Origin of the sequence: Streptomyces sp. SID486 (genome assembly GCF_009865385.1) — a bacterium.
Taxonomy (GTDB): Bacteria; Actinomycetota; Actinomycetes; order Streptomycetales; family Streptomycetaceae; genus Streptomyces.
Genome location: NZ_WWJT01000143.1, coordinates 1 through 17,211 on the forward strand (window position 1 = coordinate 1; position 17,211 = coordinate 17,211).

A 17,211-nucleotide genomic window follows, 5' to 3' on the forward strand; every position below is an offset into this window, starting at 1 on the left:
CGAGGCAGGCCAGGAGCAGGAACCCGGTGCCCGCCGAGGCCGCGGCCACCAGCAGGCGGCGCAGCTGGACGGCGGGCCGGGCGGCGCGGGTCAGACGGAGAGCGAGCACGCGGCCCGGCCTTCCGGGTCGGGCGCCTCGGGCAGGTGCACGGTGTGGACGCGCCGCCCGTCCAGCAGGAGCACGGTGCGGTCGGCGAGGGCGGCGGTGTCGGGGTCGTGCGTGGCGAGGACGACGGTGATGCCGTGCGAGCGGGCGGCCGAGGTCAGGGTGCGCAGCACGTGGGTGCGGTCGGCGCGGTGCAGGGGGGCCGTGGGCTCGTCGGCGAAGAGGACCGTGGGGCCGGGGGCGATCGCGCGGGCGATGGCGACCCGCTGGCGTTCGGCGTGCCGCAGCTCGTGCGGGCGGCTGCGGGCCTTGTCGCCGACGTCCAGGCGCTCCAGCCACTCCAGCGCCGCCGCCTTGGCACGGCGGCGGCCGGCGCCGCGCAGCATCAGCGGGAGCGCGGCGTTCTCCCAGACGTTCAGTTCGGGCACCAGGACCGGCTCGGGGTCGATCCAGCCGAAGCGGTCCCGGCGCAGCCGCTCGCGGGCCATCGGGCCGAGGGTGTGCACGGGGGAGCTGTTGAACCAGACCTCCCCGCAGCGCACCGGCACCAGGCCGGACAGGCAGCGCAGCAGAGTCGTCTTGCCGCTGCCGCGCGGTCCGCTGACGGCGAGGATCTCGCCCTCCCGTACGCCGAGGGAGACCCCGGCGAGTCCGGGGGAGCCGTCGCGGTGCGTGAAGTGCAGGGAGCGTGCCCAGAGCACGTCGTTGTCCGGCGGAGCCTCCATGGGCGTACACCTCGGTTCTGATCCGTTTTCCCGTGCCTGTTCCCCCGTCCGGGGGAACGAAGGCCGGGCTGATCGGTCACTGGAACGCTAGGCAGCCGTCACCGGGAGGCCGGACAGCACACGGCCCCGGGCCGCCGTTCTCACTCGAACGGACGGCACCGGGGCCGGGTCGATCATCCGGTCGGATGATCACAGTCGCCGTCGGCGGCTCAGAGCTTCGTCCACGCCTCCGTGAGGGTGGCGCGCAGGATCTGCTCGATCTCGTCGAAGGTCTCCTGGTTGGAGATCAGCGGCGGGGCGAGCTGGATGACCGGGTCGCCACGGTCGTCGGCGCGGCAGTACAGGCCGTTGTCGAACAGCGCCTTGGAGAGGAAGCCGTACAGGACGCGCTCGGTCTCCTCGTCGTTGAAGGACTCCTTGGTGTTCTTGTCCTTCACCAGCTCGATGCCGTAGAAGAAGCCGTTGCCGCGGACGTCGCCGACGATCGGCAGGTCGTGCAGCTTCTGCAGGGTCTGCAGGAAGGCGCCCTCGTTGTCCAGCACGTGCTGGTTGATGCCCTCGCGCTCGAACAGGTCGAGGTTGGCCACGCCCACCGCGGCGGAGACCGGGTGGCCGCCGAAGGTGTAGCCGTGCAGGAAGGTGTTGTCGCCCTTGTAGAACGGCTCGGCGAGCTTGTCGGAGATGATGCAGGCGCCGATCGGGGAGTAGCCCGAGGTCATGCCCTTGGCGCAGGTGATCATGTCCGGGACGTAGCCGAACTTGTCACAGGCGAACATCGTGCCGAGGCGGCCGAAGGCGCAGATGACCTCGTCCGACACGAGCAGGACGTCGTACTGGTCGCAGATCTCGCGCACGCGCTGGAAGTAGCCGGGCGGGGGCGGGAAGCAGCCGCCGGCGTTCTGCACGGGCTCCAGGAAGACCGCGGCGACGGTGTCCGGGCCCTCGAAGAGGATCTGCTGCTCGATCTGGTCGGCGGCCCAGCGGCCGAAGGCCTCGGGGTCGTCGCCGAAGAGCGGCGCGCGGTAGATGTTGGTGTTCGGCACCTTGTGCGCGCCCGGCACCAGCGGCTCGAAGGGGGCCTTCAGGCCCGGCAGACCGGTGATGGACAGGGCGCCCTGCGGGGTGCCGTGGTAGGCGACCGCGCGGGAGATGACCTTGTACTTGGTCGGCTTGCCCTGGAGCTTGAAGTACTGCTTGGCCAGCTTCCAGGCGGTCTCGACGGCCTCGCCGCCGCCGGTGGTGAAGAAGACCTTGTTCAGGTCGCCCGGGGCGTAGTCGGCGAGGCGCTCGGCCAGCTCGACGGCCTTGGGGTGGGCGTAGGACCACACCGGGAAGAAGGCCAGCTCCTGGGCCTGCTTGAAGGCGGTCTCGGCCAGTTCCGTGCGGCCGTGACCGGCCTGGACCACGAACAGACCCGCGAGACCGTCGAGGTAGCGCTTGCCCTTGTCGTCGTAGATATAGGTGCCCTCGCCCCGGACGATGGTCGGGACGGGGGAGTTCTCGTACGAGGACATGCGGGTGAAGTGCATCCACAGGTGGTCGTACGCGGTCTTGCTGAGGTCCTTTGAACTCACGGTTATCGGGTTCCCCACATGTAGGTCTGCTTCTTCAGCTTCAGGTAGACGAAGCTTTCGGTGGAGCGCACGCCGGGCAGGGCCCGGATGCGTTTGTTGATGACGCCCAGCAGGTGGTCGTCGTCCTCGCAGACGATCTCGGCGAGGATGTCGAACGAGCCCGCGGTCATCACCACGTACTCGACTTCCGACATGTCAGTCAGCGCGTCCGCGATCGACTCGACATCACCCTCGACGTTGATCCCGACCATCGCCTGCCGCCGGAAGCCCACGGTGAGCGGGTCCGTGACGGCGACGATCTGCATCACGCCCTGGTCCAGCAGCTTCTGGACGCGCTGGCGCACGGCCGCCTCGGACAGACCGACGGCCTTGCCGATGGCGGCGTACGGCCGGCGGCCGTCCTCCTGGAGCTGCTGGATGATGGCGAGGGAGACGGCGTCCAAGGTAGGAGTGCCGTTCCTGGACTCGCGGGACGAGTCCCTCTGGTCTGCGCTTCGACTGGCCACGACCTCACTGTGCACGACGTCTCGACAGTTTCGCAAGGCCGGATCGATGAAATTCGTCGTTTGAGACACCTCACTGTGCGGATTTCGCAGAACCGATGCCGGTGGGGGTGTTGAAAACGTGGGTACGGCGACTAGGGTGGGTGTCTCAGCGTTCGGACAGCCGGAAGAGGCTGGCCGGCTGAACCGCTCGAACCCTCGAACCAGATCAGGAGGCCGGCAGTGAGCACCGAGCTGCGTCGTCTGCGCAACTACATCGACGGTGAGTTCCGGGACGCCGCCGACGGACGGACCACCGAGGTGGTCAACCCCGCGACGGGCGAGGCGTACGCCACGGCGCCGCTGTCCGGGCAGGCGGACGTGGACGCCGCCATGGAGGCCGCCGCCCGTGCCTTCCCCGCCTGGCGCGACACCACGCCGGCCGAGCGGCAGAAGGCCCTGCTGAAGATCGCGGACGCGTTCGAGGAGCGCGCCGAGGAGCTGATCGCGGCCGAGGTGGAGAACACGGGCAAGCCGGTCGGGCTGACCCGCTCCGAGGAGATCCCGCCGATGGTCGACCAGATCCGCTTCTTCGCGGGTGCGGCCCGGCTGCTGGAGGGCCGCTCGGCCGGCGAGTACATGGAGGGCCTGACCTCGATCATCCGCCGCGAGCCGGTCGGCGTGTGCGCGCAGGTCGCCCCGTGGAACTACCCGATGATGATGGCCGTGTGGAAGTTCGCCCCGGCCATCGCCGCGGGCAACACGGTCGTCCTGAAGCCGTCGGACACCACCCCCGCCTCCACCGTGCTGATGGCCGACATCATCGGTTCGATCCTGCCCAAGGGTGTCTTCAACGTCATCTGCGGCGACCGTGACACCGGCCGCGCGATGGTCGAGCACCCGACTCCGGCGATGGCCTCCATCACCGGCTCCGTGCGCGCGGGCATCTCGGTGGCCGAGTCCGCCTCCAAGGACGTCAAGCGGGTCCACCTGGAGCTGGGCGGCAAGGCCCCGGTCGTCGTCTTCGAGGACACCGACATCGCCAAGGCCGTCGAGGACATCTCCGTCGCGGGCTTCTTCAACGCCGGCCAGGACTGTACGGCCGCGACCCGCGTCCTCGTCCAGGAGTCCATCCACGACGAGTTCGTGTCCGCGCTGGCGAAGGCGGCGTCCGAGACGAAGACCGGCCAGCCGGACGACGAGGACGTCCTCTTCGGCCCGCTGAACAACCCCAACCAGCTCAAGCAGGTCGCCGGCTTCATCGACCGGCTGCCCGCCCACGCCAAGGTCGAGACGGGCGGCCAGCAGGTCGGCGACAAGGGCTACTTCTACGCCCCGACCGTCGTCTCCGGCCTGAAGCAGGACGACGAGATCATCCAGAACGAGGTCTTCGGGCCGGTCATCACCGTCCAGTCCTTCTCGGACGAGGACCAGGCCGTGGAGTGGGCCAACGGCGTCGAGTACGCCCTCGCCTCCTCGGTGTGGACCAAGGACCACTCCCGCGCCATGCGGATGTCCAAGAAGCTCGACTTCGGCTGCGTGTGGATCAACACCCACATCCCGCTGGTCGCCGAGATGCCGCACGGCGGCTTCAAGAAGTCCGGCTACGGCAAGGACCTGTCGGCCTACGGCTTCGAGGACTACACGCGCATCAAGCACGTGATGACGTCCCTGGACGGCTGATCACCGGTACGGCGACGCGGCCCCGGACGGGAACACCCGTCCGGGGCCGCCGCGTTGCCGCCCCTCGGCTTCCCGGCGCCCACCAGGTGTCGACAAGGTGTCGGCCAGGCACCGGCCCGCTCGACGCAGCGTCGATTGTCCGGCCGCCCGGCGGGACGGCATGCTTCCGGGGTGGCCCAGACATCTGCTCGTACGACCGTGTCCTCCCGCCGTTCCCTGCTGCGCGCCCTCGGCGGCACGGCAGCGCTCGGCGCCCTGGCCGGCTGCGGGGTGCCCGCCGCCTACGTCCGTCCCGGCGACCGCGCCGTCACCGACGAGTCCGCGGCCGACAAGAAGCTGACCTGGGCGAACTGGCCGCTCTACATCGACACCGACGACGACGACCCCAACCGGCGGCCCACGCTGGAGGGGTTCGAGAAGCGCACCGGGATATCCGTCGACTACGTGGAGGAGATCAACGACAACGACGAGTTCTTCGGCAAGATCAGCCCCGCGCTGATGAACCACCAGTCCACCGGCCGCGACCTGATCGTCATCAGTGACTGGATGTGCGCCCGGTACGTCCGGCTGGGGTGGGTCCAGGAGATGGACCGCGCCCGGCAGCCGAACGTGGCCAGGTACCTGGACCCGCTGCTCCGTTCGCCCGCCTTCGACAAGGGCCGCCGCTGCACGGTGCCCTACCAGTCGGGCATCACCGGCATCGCCTACGACCGCCGCAAGCTCGGCCGTGAGATCCGGAGCGTGCGGGACCTGTGGGCGAAGGACCTCAAGGGCCGCGTCACCCTGCTGTCCGGCCTGGACGAGTCCTTCGCGCTGCTCATGCAGGGCAACGGCGTCGACATCACCCGCTGGACCGCGGACGACTTCCACGAGGTCTGCGACCAGGTCGAACGGGAGGTGCGCCGCGGCCAGATCCGCCGCTTCACCGGCAACGACTACACCAAGGACCTGGTCAGCGGGGACGTCCTCGCCTGCCAGGCGTACTCGGGCGATGTCATCCAGCTCCAGGCGGACAACCCCGACATCCGCTTCGTCGTCCCCGAGGAGGGCGCCGAGCTGTGGTCGGACTCCCTGATGATCCCCAACCGGGCCCGCCACAAGGCCAACGCCGAGCGCCTGGTCGACTACTACTACGACCCCGAGGTCGCCGCGAGGCTCGCCGCCTGGGTCAACTACGTCTGCCCGGTCCCGGCGGCGCGGGACGTCCTGGCCGACGCCAAGGACGCGGACACCGCCGCCCTCGCCGACAACACCCTGATCTTCCCGGACGCCGGCATGCGCAAGCGCCTCGCCATCGCCCGGGACATCGGCTCCACGGAACGCACGGAGTACGCGCAGCGGTGGAACAAGATCGTGGGACTGTGAGAACACCACCAGACCGAGGGCCTCACACCGGGCGGTGACGAGCCCCGCCGTCAGCCGTCACCGTCCGGACGAGGACCGTCACCGTCCGGCACGAGGGCCATCACCGTCCGGCACGTGGGCCGTCACCGTCCGGCACGTGGGCCGTCACCGTCTGGCACGAGGGGACGGAACGCCGTGAGGACGGTTTCCCAGTCGGACGCGACCGGGTCCTGCCGGGGGAGGGAGCGCCCGAGCTCCTCGGCCGCCCGCAGCACAGCGGAGGCGAGCTCCGCGGCGGTTGTCCGGGCGATGACGCCGTTCTCGTCGGCGACCGACAGGCCGCCCCGGGCGCGCCGCACCACAAGCTTGAACGAGGTGTCGGCACCGGAGTAGGTGAGTGAGCGGGTGTCGCTCCGGAGAAAGGGGAGCAGGGCGTCCAGCAGGCCGACGACCGAGAGGTAGATCATCATGCCTCGGTCGGGCACGTGACCGGACGAGTCCGCCGTACCGAGGTCCCCGGTGACGACCATGTCACCCATGTCGAACCCGTGAGGATCGCCTTGGCCGGGCCGTACGGTGAACTGAAAGGTGATCACGAGGTCCAGCTCGTTTCGGCCGGGAAGAAGGTGAGGGCGGCGCTTCCGCCGGATCCGTCGGCGACGGGTCGATACTGAGCGGCAGGTCCCCTCACCGTCACCTTCATTTCGGAGACCCGCGTCGTGACCACGGTGTCCGACGCCCGCGCGCGTCGCCGGACCGTCTCCTGACGGCCTTTCGGACCCCGCCGCGCCCGGTCGTCGGCGGTGAGCGGGTGCCGGGGGCTTTTGAACATGTTCAACTTCGGGCGTACGCTCCTGCCATGAGCGACAGAGCCGCCCTGCTCAAGGGCATCCGTGTCTGGCTGGCACTCTTCGTCGTCTGCCTGGTCCTCAGTGGAGCGACCGCCTTTCCCTTGGTCCACGAACTGCGCTGGACCGAGGGCGCGTTGCGCGCCCTGTCGGTGCCCCGGTACCTGCCCGGTCTCATGGAGTGGATCTCCCGCGTGCGGGACGGGCTGGACACCGTCGACTCCGACTACCCCTTCGTCCTGTACGGCACCGACTGGCTCGCCTTCGCCCACCTCGTCATCGCGGTCGCGTTCTACGGCCCGTACCGCGATCCCGTCCGCAACGTCTGGGTCGTCGAGTTCGGGATGATCGCCTGTGCCGGGATCATCCCGCTCGCCCTCGTCTGCGGACCCGTCCGCGGGATCCCCTTCTGGTGGAGCCTGATCGACATGTCCTTCGGGATCTTCGGCGTCATCCCGCTGTACGTCGTACGGAAGCGGATCAAGCGGCTGGAGGCGCTCGGCGCCCCCGCCGTCAGCGGCTGAACGCGGGGTACCCGAAGCGCTGGGCGAGGGGCAGGCCGTCGCCCTTCGCGTCCGTGGGCCCCACCGCGTACACCAGGGTGCGGGACAGGTCCCGGGTCGCGGCGATCACTGAGGCGTGGGCGATCGGCTGAAGCTGCGTGATCATCCAGTGGCGCCGGGACACCACCCGGATCCTCACCGAGGAGGGCGTACGCCCCCCGCTCAACTCCGGGTAACCGCCTTCGCGGTCAGGGAAGTCGGACGGGTTCGCCCTTACGGCAACGGGTCGGCGCGCTGCTACCGGTCCGACGTGCGCAGGGCGTGCAGCAGGCCGATCCGGTTCGTCGTGATCGAGTCGACGCCCAGGTCCAGCAGGCGCGTCAGCGAGCGGCGGGTGTCCGGGGTCCACACGGACAGCAGGTACCCGTCCCGGTGGACGCGCGCCGCGAGCTCCCGGCTCACCAGGGAGAAGCGGTAGTTGAGCCAGCGCGGGCGGACCGCGGCAAGCAGCGCGGGCCGCGGCGGAGCCAGGGTGGTCCAGGTCAGGGCGATCTCGGCGCCCGGGTCGGCGGCCCGGACGGCCAGCATCGCCTCCGCGTGCGCGCTGTAGAGGACGCGGTCGCGGGCCCCGCACGCCCGGACCACGTCCAGGGTCCGCTCGACCGTCCGGCGGTCGACCCGCCCGCACAGGTCCACCATCACCCGGCTGTCACCGGTCGCGGACAGCGCCTCCGCCAGCGTCGGCACACCGCCGGCCGTCAGCCCGCGCAGTTCCTCGGCGGACAGCGTGCCCAGCGGCCGGTCCACCTCCCACAGCCGCCGCAGCGTCTCGTCGTGCAGCAGCACGGGCACGCCGTCACGGGTGAGCCGTACGTCGATCTCGACGGCGTCCGCGCCCCGGTCGAGCGCGGAACGCAGGGAGCCGACGGTGTTCTCACGGAAACGGTAGGGGTCGCCGCGGTGGGCCACGGCGGTCACGGTCTGCATGGCCCCCATTGTGGCCGTCCCGTGGGACCGGGCGGGCCCACGGGGGAGTCGCGTCGGCTCAGTGGGCGAGCCAGGCGGCGGTGTAGGTGTCGATCTCCCGCGCGATCCGCGCCTTGCCGGCCGTGTCCAGGAAGGACGCCTCGACGGCGTTCTTCGCGAGGCCGGCCAGGCCGCGCTCGTCGAGTTCCAGGAGGCGGGCGGCCACCGCGTACTCGTTGTTCAGGTCGGTTCCGAACATCGGCGGGTCGTCGGAGTTGACCGTCACCAGCACCCCGGCCCGCGCGAACTCCTTGATCGGGTGCTCCTCCAGGGTGCGCACCGCGCGGGTGGCGATGTTGGAGGTCGGGCACACCTCCAGCGGGATCCGGTGCTCGGCGAGGTGGGCGAGCAGCTTCGGGTCCCGCGCGGAACTCGTGCCGTGTCCGATCCGCTCGGCGCGCAGCTCGGTCAGCGCGTCCCACACCGTCTCCGGGCCGGTGGTCTCCCCGGCGTGCGGCACGGAGCGCAGCCCGGCGGCGATAGCCCGGTCGAAGTACGGCTTGAACTGCGGCCGGGGCACGCCGATCTCCGGGCCGCCGAGCCCGAAGGAGACCAGGCCCTCCGGGCGGAGCCGGTCGTCGGTGGCCAGCCGTGCCGTCTCCTCGGCCGCCGCCGTACCGGCTTCGCCGGGGATGTCGAAGCACCAGCGCAGTACGGTCCCGAACTCGGCCTCGGCGGCCTTCCGGGCGTCCTCGATCGCGTCCATGAAGGCCCGTGCGTCGATACCGCGCCGGGTGGACGAGAAGGGGGTCAGGGTCAGTTCGGCGTACCGGACCTGCTGGCGCGCCATGTCACGGGCCACCTCGAAGGTGAGCAGCCGGACGTCCTCCGGGGTGCGGATGAGGTCCACGACCGACAGGTACACCTCGATGAAGTGCGCGAAGTCGGTGAAGGTGAAGTAGTCGACCAGGGCCTCGGGGTCGGTGGGGACCTTGGAGTCGGGGTGGCGGGCGGCCAGTTCCGAGACGATGCGGGGGGAGGCGGAGCCGACATGGTGCACGTGCAGTTCGGCCTTGGGCAGTCCGGCGATGAAGGTGCGCAGGTCGCGGTCGGCGGTGCCGACGGCGGGTACGGAGGTGTCGGTCAAGGGGTCCTCCCCGGGGACGGCGCCCGCGGACCGCTGGCGTGGTCCGGGCGCGGTGATCGGCTGATCGGTGGCGCCAGATCATCGTAGGCCCCGGGCCTGGGCGTCCCACCCGGCCCGTAGCATGACGGGACGTCCACCAGAGGGGTTCTTCCACCATGTCCGACGAGGTGCCGCAGTCGACACCGGCGGAGCAGGCCGCCGGGCACCGGTCCGCGATACCCCCGGTGTCCCTGGAGAAGGCAGCGGTGGAGCCGACGGCGGACGAGGCACCGGCGCGGGACGCGAGCCCGGCCGCCGAACCCGTCCACGACCGGCGGACCCCGACCTCGCCGCCGGCGCCGAAGGCCCCGGCCGCGCCCGCCGACACCGCCCCCGCACCGTGGGCGAGTCCCACCGGCGGCCTCGCGCCCCCGGCCCCCACCCCGCAGCCGAACCCATTCGCACCCCCGGCCGCCGCCTCGCAGCAGCCGGACCCGTTCGCGACCCCGAACCCCGGACAGCAGCCGGACCCCTTCGCACCCCCGGCCCCCGCCCCGCAGCCGAACCCGTTCGCACCCCCGGCCGCCGCCCCGCAGCAGCCGGACCCCTTCGCGGCCCCGAATCCCGGACAGCAGCCGGACCCCGTCGCGCCCCCGGTCTCCACCCCCCTGCACCAGGACCCCTACGCGCCCCCGGCGCCCGACGCGAACGTGAACCCCTTCGCACCCCCCGCGCCCGCGCCCGCGGCTCCCGCGAACCACTTCGCCCCGCCGGCGCCCCCCGCCGGACCGTACGGCTGGACGGAACCGGTGCCCCCGCCGCCCATCGCCCCCGACGGTCCCGGTCAGGTGCCGTACGGCTACCCGGGCACCGAGGCGGCGTACGGCTATCCGGGCGCGCCGCACGCTCCCGGTCCCGCCGGTTACGCTCCCGGTCCGGCCGGATACGCTCCCGGTCCCGCCGGGTACGGCTACGGCTGGCCCGGCATGCCGCCCCTGCCGAGCAACGGGATGGGGACGGCCGCGCTGGTGCTGGGCATCCTGTCCGCGGTCGGGTTCCTGGCCTGGCCGATCGCCCTGGTGCTGGGCATCCTGGCCGTCGTCTTCGGCTCGCTCGGCCGCGGGAAGGCGAAGCGGGGCGAGGCCACGAATCCGGGCATGGCCCTGGCGGGAATCATCTGCGGGGCCACGGGCCTCGTACTGGCGGTGGGCTTCTTCGTCCTCGTCGTCGTGGTGAACACCTGATCCCGGCGGTCGGCCGGGCCCCTCCCGGCACGGAGTGAGGGCCGGGACCCGCGGCCCCGGCCGAGCCCGCACCTCTGACGGCGGCGAACCGCGTCACCGGGCCGGGGCTGCGCAGGACAACCGCTCGCGCGCCTCCATCAACGCGAAGCCCAGCAGGTTCGGCCCCTGCCACCGCTCCGGGTCCGCGGCCGCCTCGTCGTCGGCCGCCAGCCCGATGCCCCACACCCGGTCCACGGGGCTCGCCTCCACCAGCACCCGGTCCCCGGTTCCCAGCAGGAACCGCCGGAGGTCGTCATGGGCCGTGAACTTGTGCACGCTGCCCTCGACCACCAGCGCGAAGCGCGCACGCGCCCACGCCTCCTCGTCGAAGTCCCGGACCAGCCGCCCGGCCTTCTTCGCTTCGGCGGGATGCTCCGCCGCCAGCACCCGGCGCTCCGCCTCCGCGTCCCCGAACAGCCGGGCCTTGCCCGCCATCATCCAGTGCTCGGCCGTCGCGTACTCCACGCCGTCGACCACGAAGGGTGACGGCCACCACTGGCTCAGACAACCCGCGCCGATCCGGCCGTCCGGCCGCGGCCGGTGGCCCCAGAAGTGGAGATATCTGATCCGGGAGCCGGCCCGGACCTCCCTGATCAGGGCTTCCCGTCCGTCGATCTTTCCCATGCACGCGAGTGTGGCACGCACCACGGACACTCCGTCCGGCCTTTTCTCCCCTGACTCGACATCTGGTCAACAGATTCCGTCGCGTAACCAAAAGGCAACAACGGAATCACTTGTTGGAGTCCTATTGCTCTGTCAGGATCGGCACTCAAATCGAGCTGGAGCTACGCCACCCACCCCCGGGACGGGGACAACGGCGGAGGAGAGCGACATGCACAACCCGGGCACCGCCACCCCGGAACGATTCCCCGCGCAGGACCGGTTCGCGGACGGCGCGCAGTTCATCGCCGGACGCCTGACCAAGGGGACCTCGGGCCGCCACCACGCCGTGATCGACCCCGCCACCGGCGAGGAGGTCTACACCTACGAGCTGGCCGGCCCCGACGACGTGGACGCGGCCGTCGCCGCCGCCCGCGCGGCGTTCCCGGCCTGGGCCGCCGCCACGCCGGGCGAGCGGTCGGACGCCCTGCACCGGTTCGCCGCCGTGCTCGCCGAGCGCGCCGAGGACTTCGCCCGCGCCGAGTCGCTCCAGTGCGGCAAGCCGCTCAAGCTGACCCGCGAGTTCGACGTCCCCGGCACCATCGACAACACCGCCTTCTTCGCGGGCGCCGCCCGGCACCTGCAGGGACAGTCCGCCGGTGAGTACTCCGGCGACCACACGTCGTACGTCCGGCGCGAGCCCATCGGGGTCGTCGGGTCCATCGCGCCCTGGAACTACCCGCTCCAGATGGCCGCGTGGAAGATCCTCCCGGCGGTCGCCGCCGGCAACACGGTCGTCCTGAAGCCGGCCGAGCTGACCCCGCTGACCTCGCTGCTGTTCGCCCAGGCCGCCACGGACGCGGGCATCCCGGACGGCGTGATCAACATCGTCACCGGGACCGGCAAGGAGGCCGGGGAGCACCTCGTCGGGCACCCCGACGTCGCCATGACCTCCTTCACGGGGTCCACGGGCGTCGGCAAGCGCGTCGCCGAGATCGCCACTGCCACCGTCAAGCGGCTGCACCTGGAGCTGGGCGGCAAGGCGCCCTTCGTCGTCTTCGACGACGCCGACCTGGAGGCCGCCGCGCACGGCGCGGTCGCGGGCTCGCTCATCAACACCGGGCAGGACTGCACGGCCGCCACGCGCGCGTACGTACAGCGCCCGCTCTACGACGCGTTCGTGGAGCGGACGGCCGCGCTGATGGAGACCGTGCGGCTCGGGGACCCGTTCGCGGCCGGTACCGACCTCGGACCGCTGATCTCGCACGCCCAGCGCGACCGGGTCGCCGGCTTCGTGGACCGTGCCCGCGCCTACGCGCGCGTGGTGACCGGCGGCGAAGCCCCCCGGGGCGACCTCGAGGACGGCGCCTACTACCGGCCCACCCTGGTCGCCGACGCCGCCCAGGACAGCGAGATCGTCCAGTCCGAGATCTTCGGTCCGGTACTGGTCGTACTGCCGTTCGACAGCGATGATGAGGGGATCCGGCTGGCCAACGACACTCCGTACGGTCTCGCCGCCTCCGCGTGGAGCACGAACGTCTACCGCGCGAACCGGGCCACCCGTGAGATCAAGGCGGGCTGCGTCTGGGTCAACGACCACATCCCGATCATCAGCGAGATGCCGCACGGCGGCTACAAGGCGTCGGGCTTCGGCAAGGACATGTCGGCGTACTCCTTCGAGGAATACACGCAGGTCAAGCACGTAATGTTCGACAACACGGCGGTGGCCGAGAAGGACTGGCACCGCACGATCTTCGGGGACCGCCAGCGAACGACAGGCCGATGACCAGGCCGAACCCTCCCGAAAGGCCACCACGCGCATGGAGCAGTACGAGCCCGACCGCCTGACCCCGCCCCAAGTGGCCGCCGTGCGACGCAGCATGCGAAGCGGCCGGGCCGCCCTCACCCGCCGTTCGCTGCTGCGGGCCACCGCGGGCGGCGCGCTCGCGGCCGGTGGTCTCGGGGCGCTGAGCGGCTGCGGCATCCCCGCGGCGGGCAAGACCCAGGGCGGCATCCCGGCCGAGGACCACTCGGTCCGGGAGAAGACCGTGAACTTCTCCAACTGGACCGAGTACATCGACGTCGACGACAGCGGCAAGCACCACCCGACGCTGGAGACCTTCCGCAAGCGGACCGGGATCAGGGTCGACTACACCGAGGACATCAACGACAACAACGAGTTCTTCGGCAAGATCAAGCCGCAGCTCGCCGCGGGCCAGGACACCGGCCGGGACCTCATCGTCCTCACGGACTGGCTGGCCGCCCGGCTGATCCGCCTCGGCTGGGTCCAGAAACTGGACCCGGCGAACCTGCCGCACGCCTACAGCAACCTGTCGCCCCAGTTCCGCGACCCGGACTGGGACCCCGGGCGGTCGTACTCGTACCCCTGGCAGGGCATCTCCACCGTCATCGCCTACAACAAGAAGGCACTGGACGGCATCGAGGTGAAGTCCGTCTCCGACCTGCTCGACAACCCCCGCCTCAAGGGGCGCGTCGGTTTCCTGTCGGAGATGCGCGACAGCATGGGCATGACCCTGCTCGACATGGGCAAGGACCCGGCGCGCTTCACCGGCGACGACTACGACGCGGCCATCGCCCGCCTGCAGAAGGCCGTCGACAAGGGCCAGATCCGCCGCTTCACCGGCAACGACTACACCTCCGACCTCACCAAGGGCGACCTCGCCGCCTGCGTCGCCTGGGCCGGTGACGTGGTGCAGCTGAAGTCCGACAGCCCGGACGTCGACTTCGTCATCCCCGACAGCGGTTACATGACGTCGACCGACAACCTGTGCGTCCCCAACAAGGCCCGGCACAAGACGAACGCCGAGCGGCTGATCGACTTCTACTACGAACCCGAGCAGGCCGCAGCGCTCGCCGCCTACATCAACTACGTCACTCCGGTCGACGGGGTGAAGCCTTACCTTGCGAAGATCGACAAGGATGCGGCGAACAATCCGCTGATCGTTCCCGACAAGGCCATGCAGGCGAGGTCCCATGCCTTCCGCTCCCTGAGCCAGAAGGAAGAGACGGCCTACGAAGAGAAGTTCGCGAAGCTCACAGGGGCGTGACGACGATGAAGACGACACCAGACAACAGCGGCGACGTCCGCCTCTCCGGTATCTCCAAGACCTACGACAACGGCTTCACCGCCGTGCAGCCGCTGGACCTGACCGTGCCGCAGGGCTCCTTCTTCGCCCTGCTCGGCGCGTCCGGCTGCGGCAAGACGACCACGCTGCGCATGATCGCCGGCCTGGAGGAGCCCTCCTCCGGGACCGTGTGCCTCGGCGACCAGGACGTCACCCACCTGCCGCCGTACAAGCGGCCGGTCAACACGGTGTTCCAGTCCTACGCCCTCTTCCCCCACCTCGACATCTTCGAGAACGTCGCCTTCGGCCTGCGCCGGCGCGGCATCAAGAGCGTGAAGAAGCAGGTCGAGGACATGCTGGAGCTGGTGCAGCTCGGCGAGCAGGCGCGCAAGAAACCGCACCAGCTCTCCGGCGGCCAGCAGCAGCGCGTCGCCGTGGCCCGCGCGCTGATCAACCACCCGAAGGTCCTCCTGCTGGACGAGCCGCTCGGCGCCCTCGACCTCAAGCTGCGCCGCCAGATGCAGCTGGAGCTCAAGCGCATCCAGACCGAGGTCGGCATCACCTTCGTACACGTCACGCACGACCAGGAGGAGGCCATGACCATGGCCGACACGGTCGCCGTGATGAACGGGGGCCGGGTCGAGCAGCTCGGCGCGCCCACCGACCTGTACGAGAACCCGCGGACCACGTTCGTCGCGAACTTCCTCGGCACCTCCAACCTGATCGAGGCCGAGGTCGACACCAGGAGCGGCGACGACATCGTGCTCCGGGCGGGCGGCGGCAAGCTGGTGCTGCCCGAAGCGCGATGTTCGGGCCCGACCACGGCCGGCGGCAAGGTGCTGGTCGGCATCCGCCCCGAGAAGATCGCCCTCACCCACGCCGACGACGCCGGCACCGTACCCGAGGGCCGCAACCGCGTCACCGGCAAGATCGCCGACGCCAGCTTCATCGGCGTCTCGACGCAGTACGTGATCGACACCCCGGTCTGCGACGAGTTCGCGGTCTACGTCCAGAACGTCGAGCGCGACGGCCGGCTCGTTCCCGGTGCCGACGTCGTCCTGCACTGGAGCCCGGCCCACACCTTCGGCCTGGACGCGGACCAGGACATCGACGCGGGCATCGAGGAAGAGGCGGCGGCCTGATGTCGACGCTCACCGAGGCACCCCCGCCGCTCGCCCCGGCCGAGCCGGAGCGGAAGGCCCCCCGCAAGCGCGGCCGGTTCACCCCGTACTGGCTGCTGCTGCCCGGCCTGCTGTGGCTGGTCGTTTTCTTCGCCCTGCCGATGATCTACCAGGCGTCCACCTCCGTGCAGCAGGGCTCGCTGGAGGAGGGCTACAAGGTCACCTGGCACTTCGCGACCTACTGGCACGCGCTCACCGAGTACTGGCCGCAGTTCCTGCGGTCGGTGTTCTACGCCGCCGGCGCGACCGTGCTGTGCCTGCTGCTCGGCTACCCGCTGGCCTATCTCATCGCCTTCCGCGCCGGCCGCTGGAAGAACCTGATCATGATCTTGGTGATCGCGCCGTTCTTCACCAGCTTCCTCATCCGCACCCTGGCCTGGAAGACGATCCTCGCGGACAACGGACCCGTCGTGCACACCCTGAACGCGCTGCACGTACTGGACCTCACCAACTGGCTCGGCTGGACGGCCGGGGACCGCGTCCTGGCCACCCCGCTCGCGGTCGTCTGCGGCCTGACGTACAACTTCCTGCCGTTCATGATCCTGCCGCTGTACACCTCCCTGGAGCGGATCGACGGCCGGCTGCACGAGGCGGCCGGCGACCTGTACGCCAAGCCGTGGACCACCTTCCGCAAGGTCACCTTCCCGCTGTCCATGCCGGGCGTGGTCTCCGGCACGCTGCTGACGTTCATCCCGGCGGCCGGCGACTACGTGAACGCCGAACTCCTCGGCTCCACCGACACCCGCATGATCGGCAACGTCATCCAGACGCAGTTCCTGCGCATCCTGGACTACCCGACCGCCGCGGCCCTGTCCTTCATCCTCATGGCCGCCATCCTGGCCATGGTCACGATCTACATCCGCCGGTCCGGGACGGAGGATCTCGTCTAAATGCCCTTCGTCAACTGGCTCAAGCGCCGTCTCGTCGTCATCGCGGGACTGCTGACGCTCGCCTATCTGCTGCTGCCGAACGTCATCGTCACGGTGTTCTCCTTCAACAAACCGAAGGGGCGCTTCAACTACGAGTGGCAGCGGTTCTCCACGGACGCCTGGAAGGACCCCTGCGGCGTCGCCGACATGTGCGGCTCGCTGTCCATCAGCCTCCAGATCGCCGTGTGGGCGACGGTCGGCGCCACCGTCCTCGGCACGATGATCTCCTTCGCGCTGGTCCGCTACCGCTTCCGCGCGCGCGGCGCCGTGAACTCGCTGATCTTCCTGCCGATGGCGATGCCCGAGGTCGTCATGGCCGCCTCGCTGCTCACCCTGTTCCTCAACATGGGCGCCCAGCTGGGCTTCTGGACGATCCTGATCGCCCACATCATGTTCTGCCTCAGCTTCGTCGTCACCGCGGTCAAGGCGCGCGTGATGTCGATGGACCCGCGCCTGGAAGAGGCCGCCCGCGACCTCTACGCCGGTCCGGTGCAGACCTTCCTGCGGGTCACCCTGCCCATCGCTGCACCCGGGATCGCGGCGGGCGCGCTGCTGTCGTTCGCGCTCTCCTTCGACGATTTCATCATCACCAATTTCAACGCCGGTTCGACCGTCACCTTCCCGATGTTCGTCTGGGGCTCGGCGCAGCGCGGAACACCCGTGCAGATCAACGTGATCGGCACGGCCATGTTCCTCGTCGCCGTTCTCCTCGTCCTGACCTCGATGGTCCTCGGCAACCGCCGCAACAAGCAAAAGGCATAGCCTTTTCCGCACG

At 70.3% G+C, this 17,211-nt stretch carries 17 protein-coding genes; 9 read left to right on the forward strand and 8 right to left on the reverse strand.

What is annotated here, in order from left to right:
* Positions 1-90 precede the first annotated feature (90 nt).
* The 3 genes from GT045_RS07030 to GT045_RS07040 all read right to left on the reverse strand — a co-directional run bounded on the left by GT045_RS07030 (position 91) and on the right by GT045_RS07040 (position 2,926).
* Positions 91-831 carry an ATP-binding cassette domain-containing protein gene (locus GT045_RS07030; protein WP_161333634.1) on the reverse strand — a complete coding sequence of 247 codons (741 nt, stop codon included), beginning with the start codon at positions 829-831 and terminating at the stop codon, positions 91-93.
* Positions 832-1,040: 209 nt separating this feature from the next.
* Positions 1,041-2,423 (reverse strand): aspartate aminotransferase family protein, encoded by a 1,383-nt coding sequence (locus GT045_RS07035; RefSeq protein ID WP_161298060.1) that lies wholly within the window; start codon positions 2,421-2,423, stop codon positions 1,041-1,043.
* Positions 2,408-2,926: an Lrp/AsnC family transcriptional regulator gene (locus GT045_RS07040; protein ID WP_161298061.1), complete on the reverse strand. Its 519-nt coding sequence runs from the start codon at positions 2,924-2,926 to the stop codon at positions 2,408-2,410. The genes GT045_RS07035 and GT045_RS07040 overlap by 16 nt, the downstream gene beginning before the upstream one ends.
* A gap of 204 nt (positions 2,927-3,130) precedes the next feature.
* Here GT045_RS07040 and GT045_RS07045 point away from each other — a divergent pair, with 204 nt between their 5' ends.
* Entirely contained in the window at positions 3,131-4,570 is a 1,440-nt protein-coding gene (locus GT045_RS07045; protein ID WP_161298062.1) for a gamma-aminobutyraldehyde dehydrogenase, read from the forward strand.
* 171 nt (positions 4,571-4,741) lie between these two features.
* Positions 4,742-5,935, forward strand: coding sequence for an extracellular solute-binding protein (locus GT045_RS07050; protein WP_161298063.1), 1,194 nt, complete (start codon positions 4,742-4,744; stop codon positions 5,933-5,935).
* A 122-nt stretch (positions 5,936-6,057) separates the two neighbouring features.
* Here the strand turns inward: GT045_RS07050 and GT045_RS07055 are convergent, their stop codons facing one another.
* Positions 6,058-6,510 carry a hypothetical protein gene (locus GT045_RS07055; RefSeq protein WP_161333635.1) on the reverse strand — a complete coding sequence of 151 codons (453 nt, stop codon included), beginning with the start codon at positions 6,508-6,510 and terminating at the stop codon, positions 6,058-6,060.
* 263 nt (positions 6,511-6,773) lie between these two features.
* On the opposite strand from GT045_RS07055, the gene GT045_RS07060 reads away from it, so the two are divergent.
* On the forward strand, positions 6,774-7,286 hold the full coding sequence (locus GT045_RS07060; protein ID WP_161298288.1) for a hypothetical protein: 513 nt from the start codon (positions 6,774-6,776) through the stop codon (positions 7,284-7,286).
* On the opposite strand, the gene GT045_RS07065 is transcribed toward GT045_RS07060, so the two are convergent.
* The 3 genes from GT045_RS07065 to GT045_RS07075 form a co-directional block, all read right to left on the reverse strand.
* The gene (locus GT045_RS07065) at positions 7,276-7,464 is read right to left on the reverse strand and encodes a hypothetical protein (protein ID WP_237538399.1); all 189 of its coding nucleotides are present in this window, start codon (positions 7,462-7,464) and stop codon (positions 7,276-7,278) included. The genes GT045_RS07060 and GT045_RS07065 overlap by 11 nt on opposite strands.
* A 98-nt stretch (positions 7,465-7,562) precedes the next feature.
* Complete coding sequence (locus tag GT045_RS07070; protein ID WP_161298287.1) at positions 7,563-8,252, reverse strand: glycerophosphodiester phosphodiesterase; 690 nt, start codon at positions 8,250-8,252, stop codon at positions 7,563-7,565.
* A 58-nt stretch (positions 8,253-8,310) separates the two neighbouring features.
* Entirely contained in the window at positions 8,311-9,435 is a 1,125-nt protein-coding gene (locus tag GT045_RS07075; protein ID WP_345942570.1) for an adenosine deaminase, read from the reverse strand.
* 98 nt (positions 9,436-9,533) lie between these two features.
* On the opposite strand from GT045_RS07075, the gene GT045_RS39520 reads away from it, so the two are divergent.
* On the forward strand, positions 9,534-10,601 hold the full coding sequence (locus GT045_RS39520) for a DUF4190 domain-containing protein (protein WP_237538401.1): 1,068 nt from the start codon (positions 9,534-9,536) through the stop codon (positions 10,599-10,601).
* Between the two features lie 93 nt (positions 10,602-10,694).
* Here GT045_RS39520 and GT045_RS07085 read toward each other — a convergent pair whose 3' ends face one another.
* Entirely contained in the window at positions 10,695-11,264 is a 570-nt protein-coding gene (locus GT045_RS07085) for an NADAR family protein (RefSeq protein ID WP_161333636.1), read from the reverse strand.
* Between the two features lie 208 nt (positions 11,265-11,472).
* On the opposite strand from GT045_RS07085, the gene GT045_RS07090 reads away from it, so the two are divergent.
* The 5 genes from GT045_RS07090 to GT045_RS07110 are packed head-to-tail and all read left to right on the forward strand — an operon-like array spanning position 11,473 to position 17,198.
* On the forward strand, positions 11,473-13,026 hold the full coding sequence (locus tag GT045_RS07090) for a gamma-aminobutyraldehyde dehydrogenase (RefSeq protein ID WP_161333637.1): 1,554 nt from the start codon (positions 11,473-11,475) through the stop codon (positions 13,024-13,026).
* 34 nt (positions 13,027-13,060) lie between these two features.
* A complete protein-coding gene (locus tag GT045_RS07095) occupies positions 13,061-14,308 on the forward strand; it encodes a spermidine/putrescine ABC transporter substrate-binding protein (RefSeq protein WP_161333638.1) in 1,248 nt (415 codons plus the stop codon).
* Between the two features lie 5 nt (positions 14,309-14,313).
* Entirely contained in the window at positions 14,314-15,468 is a 1,155-nt protein-coding gene (locus tag GT045_RS07100) for an ABC transporter ATP-binding protein (RefSeq protein ID WP_202527395.1), read from the forward strand.
* On the forward strand, positions 15,468-16,397 hold the full coding sequence (locus GT045_RS07105; protein ID WP_161291876.1) for an ABC transporter permease: 930 nt from the start codon (positions 15,468-15,470) through the stop codon (positions 16,395-16,397). The genes GT045_RS07100 and GT045_RS07105 overlap by 1 nt, the downstream gene beginning before the upstream one ends.
* Entirely contained in the window at positions 16,398-17,198 is an 801-nt protein-coding gene (locus GT045_RS07110; protein ID WP_161291877.1) for an ABC transporter permease, read from the forward strand.
* Positions 17,199-17,211 lie beyond the last annotated feature (13 nt).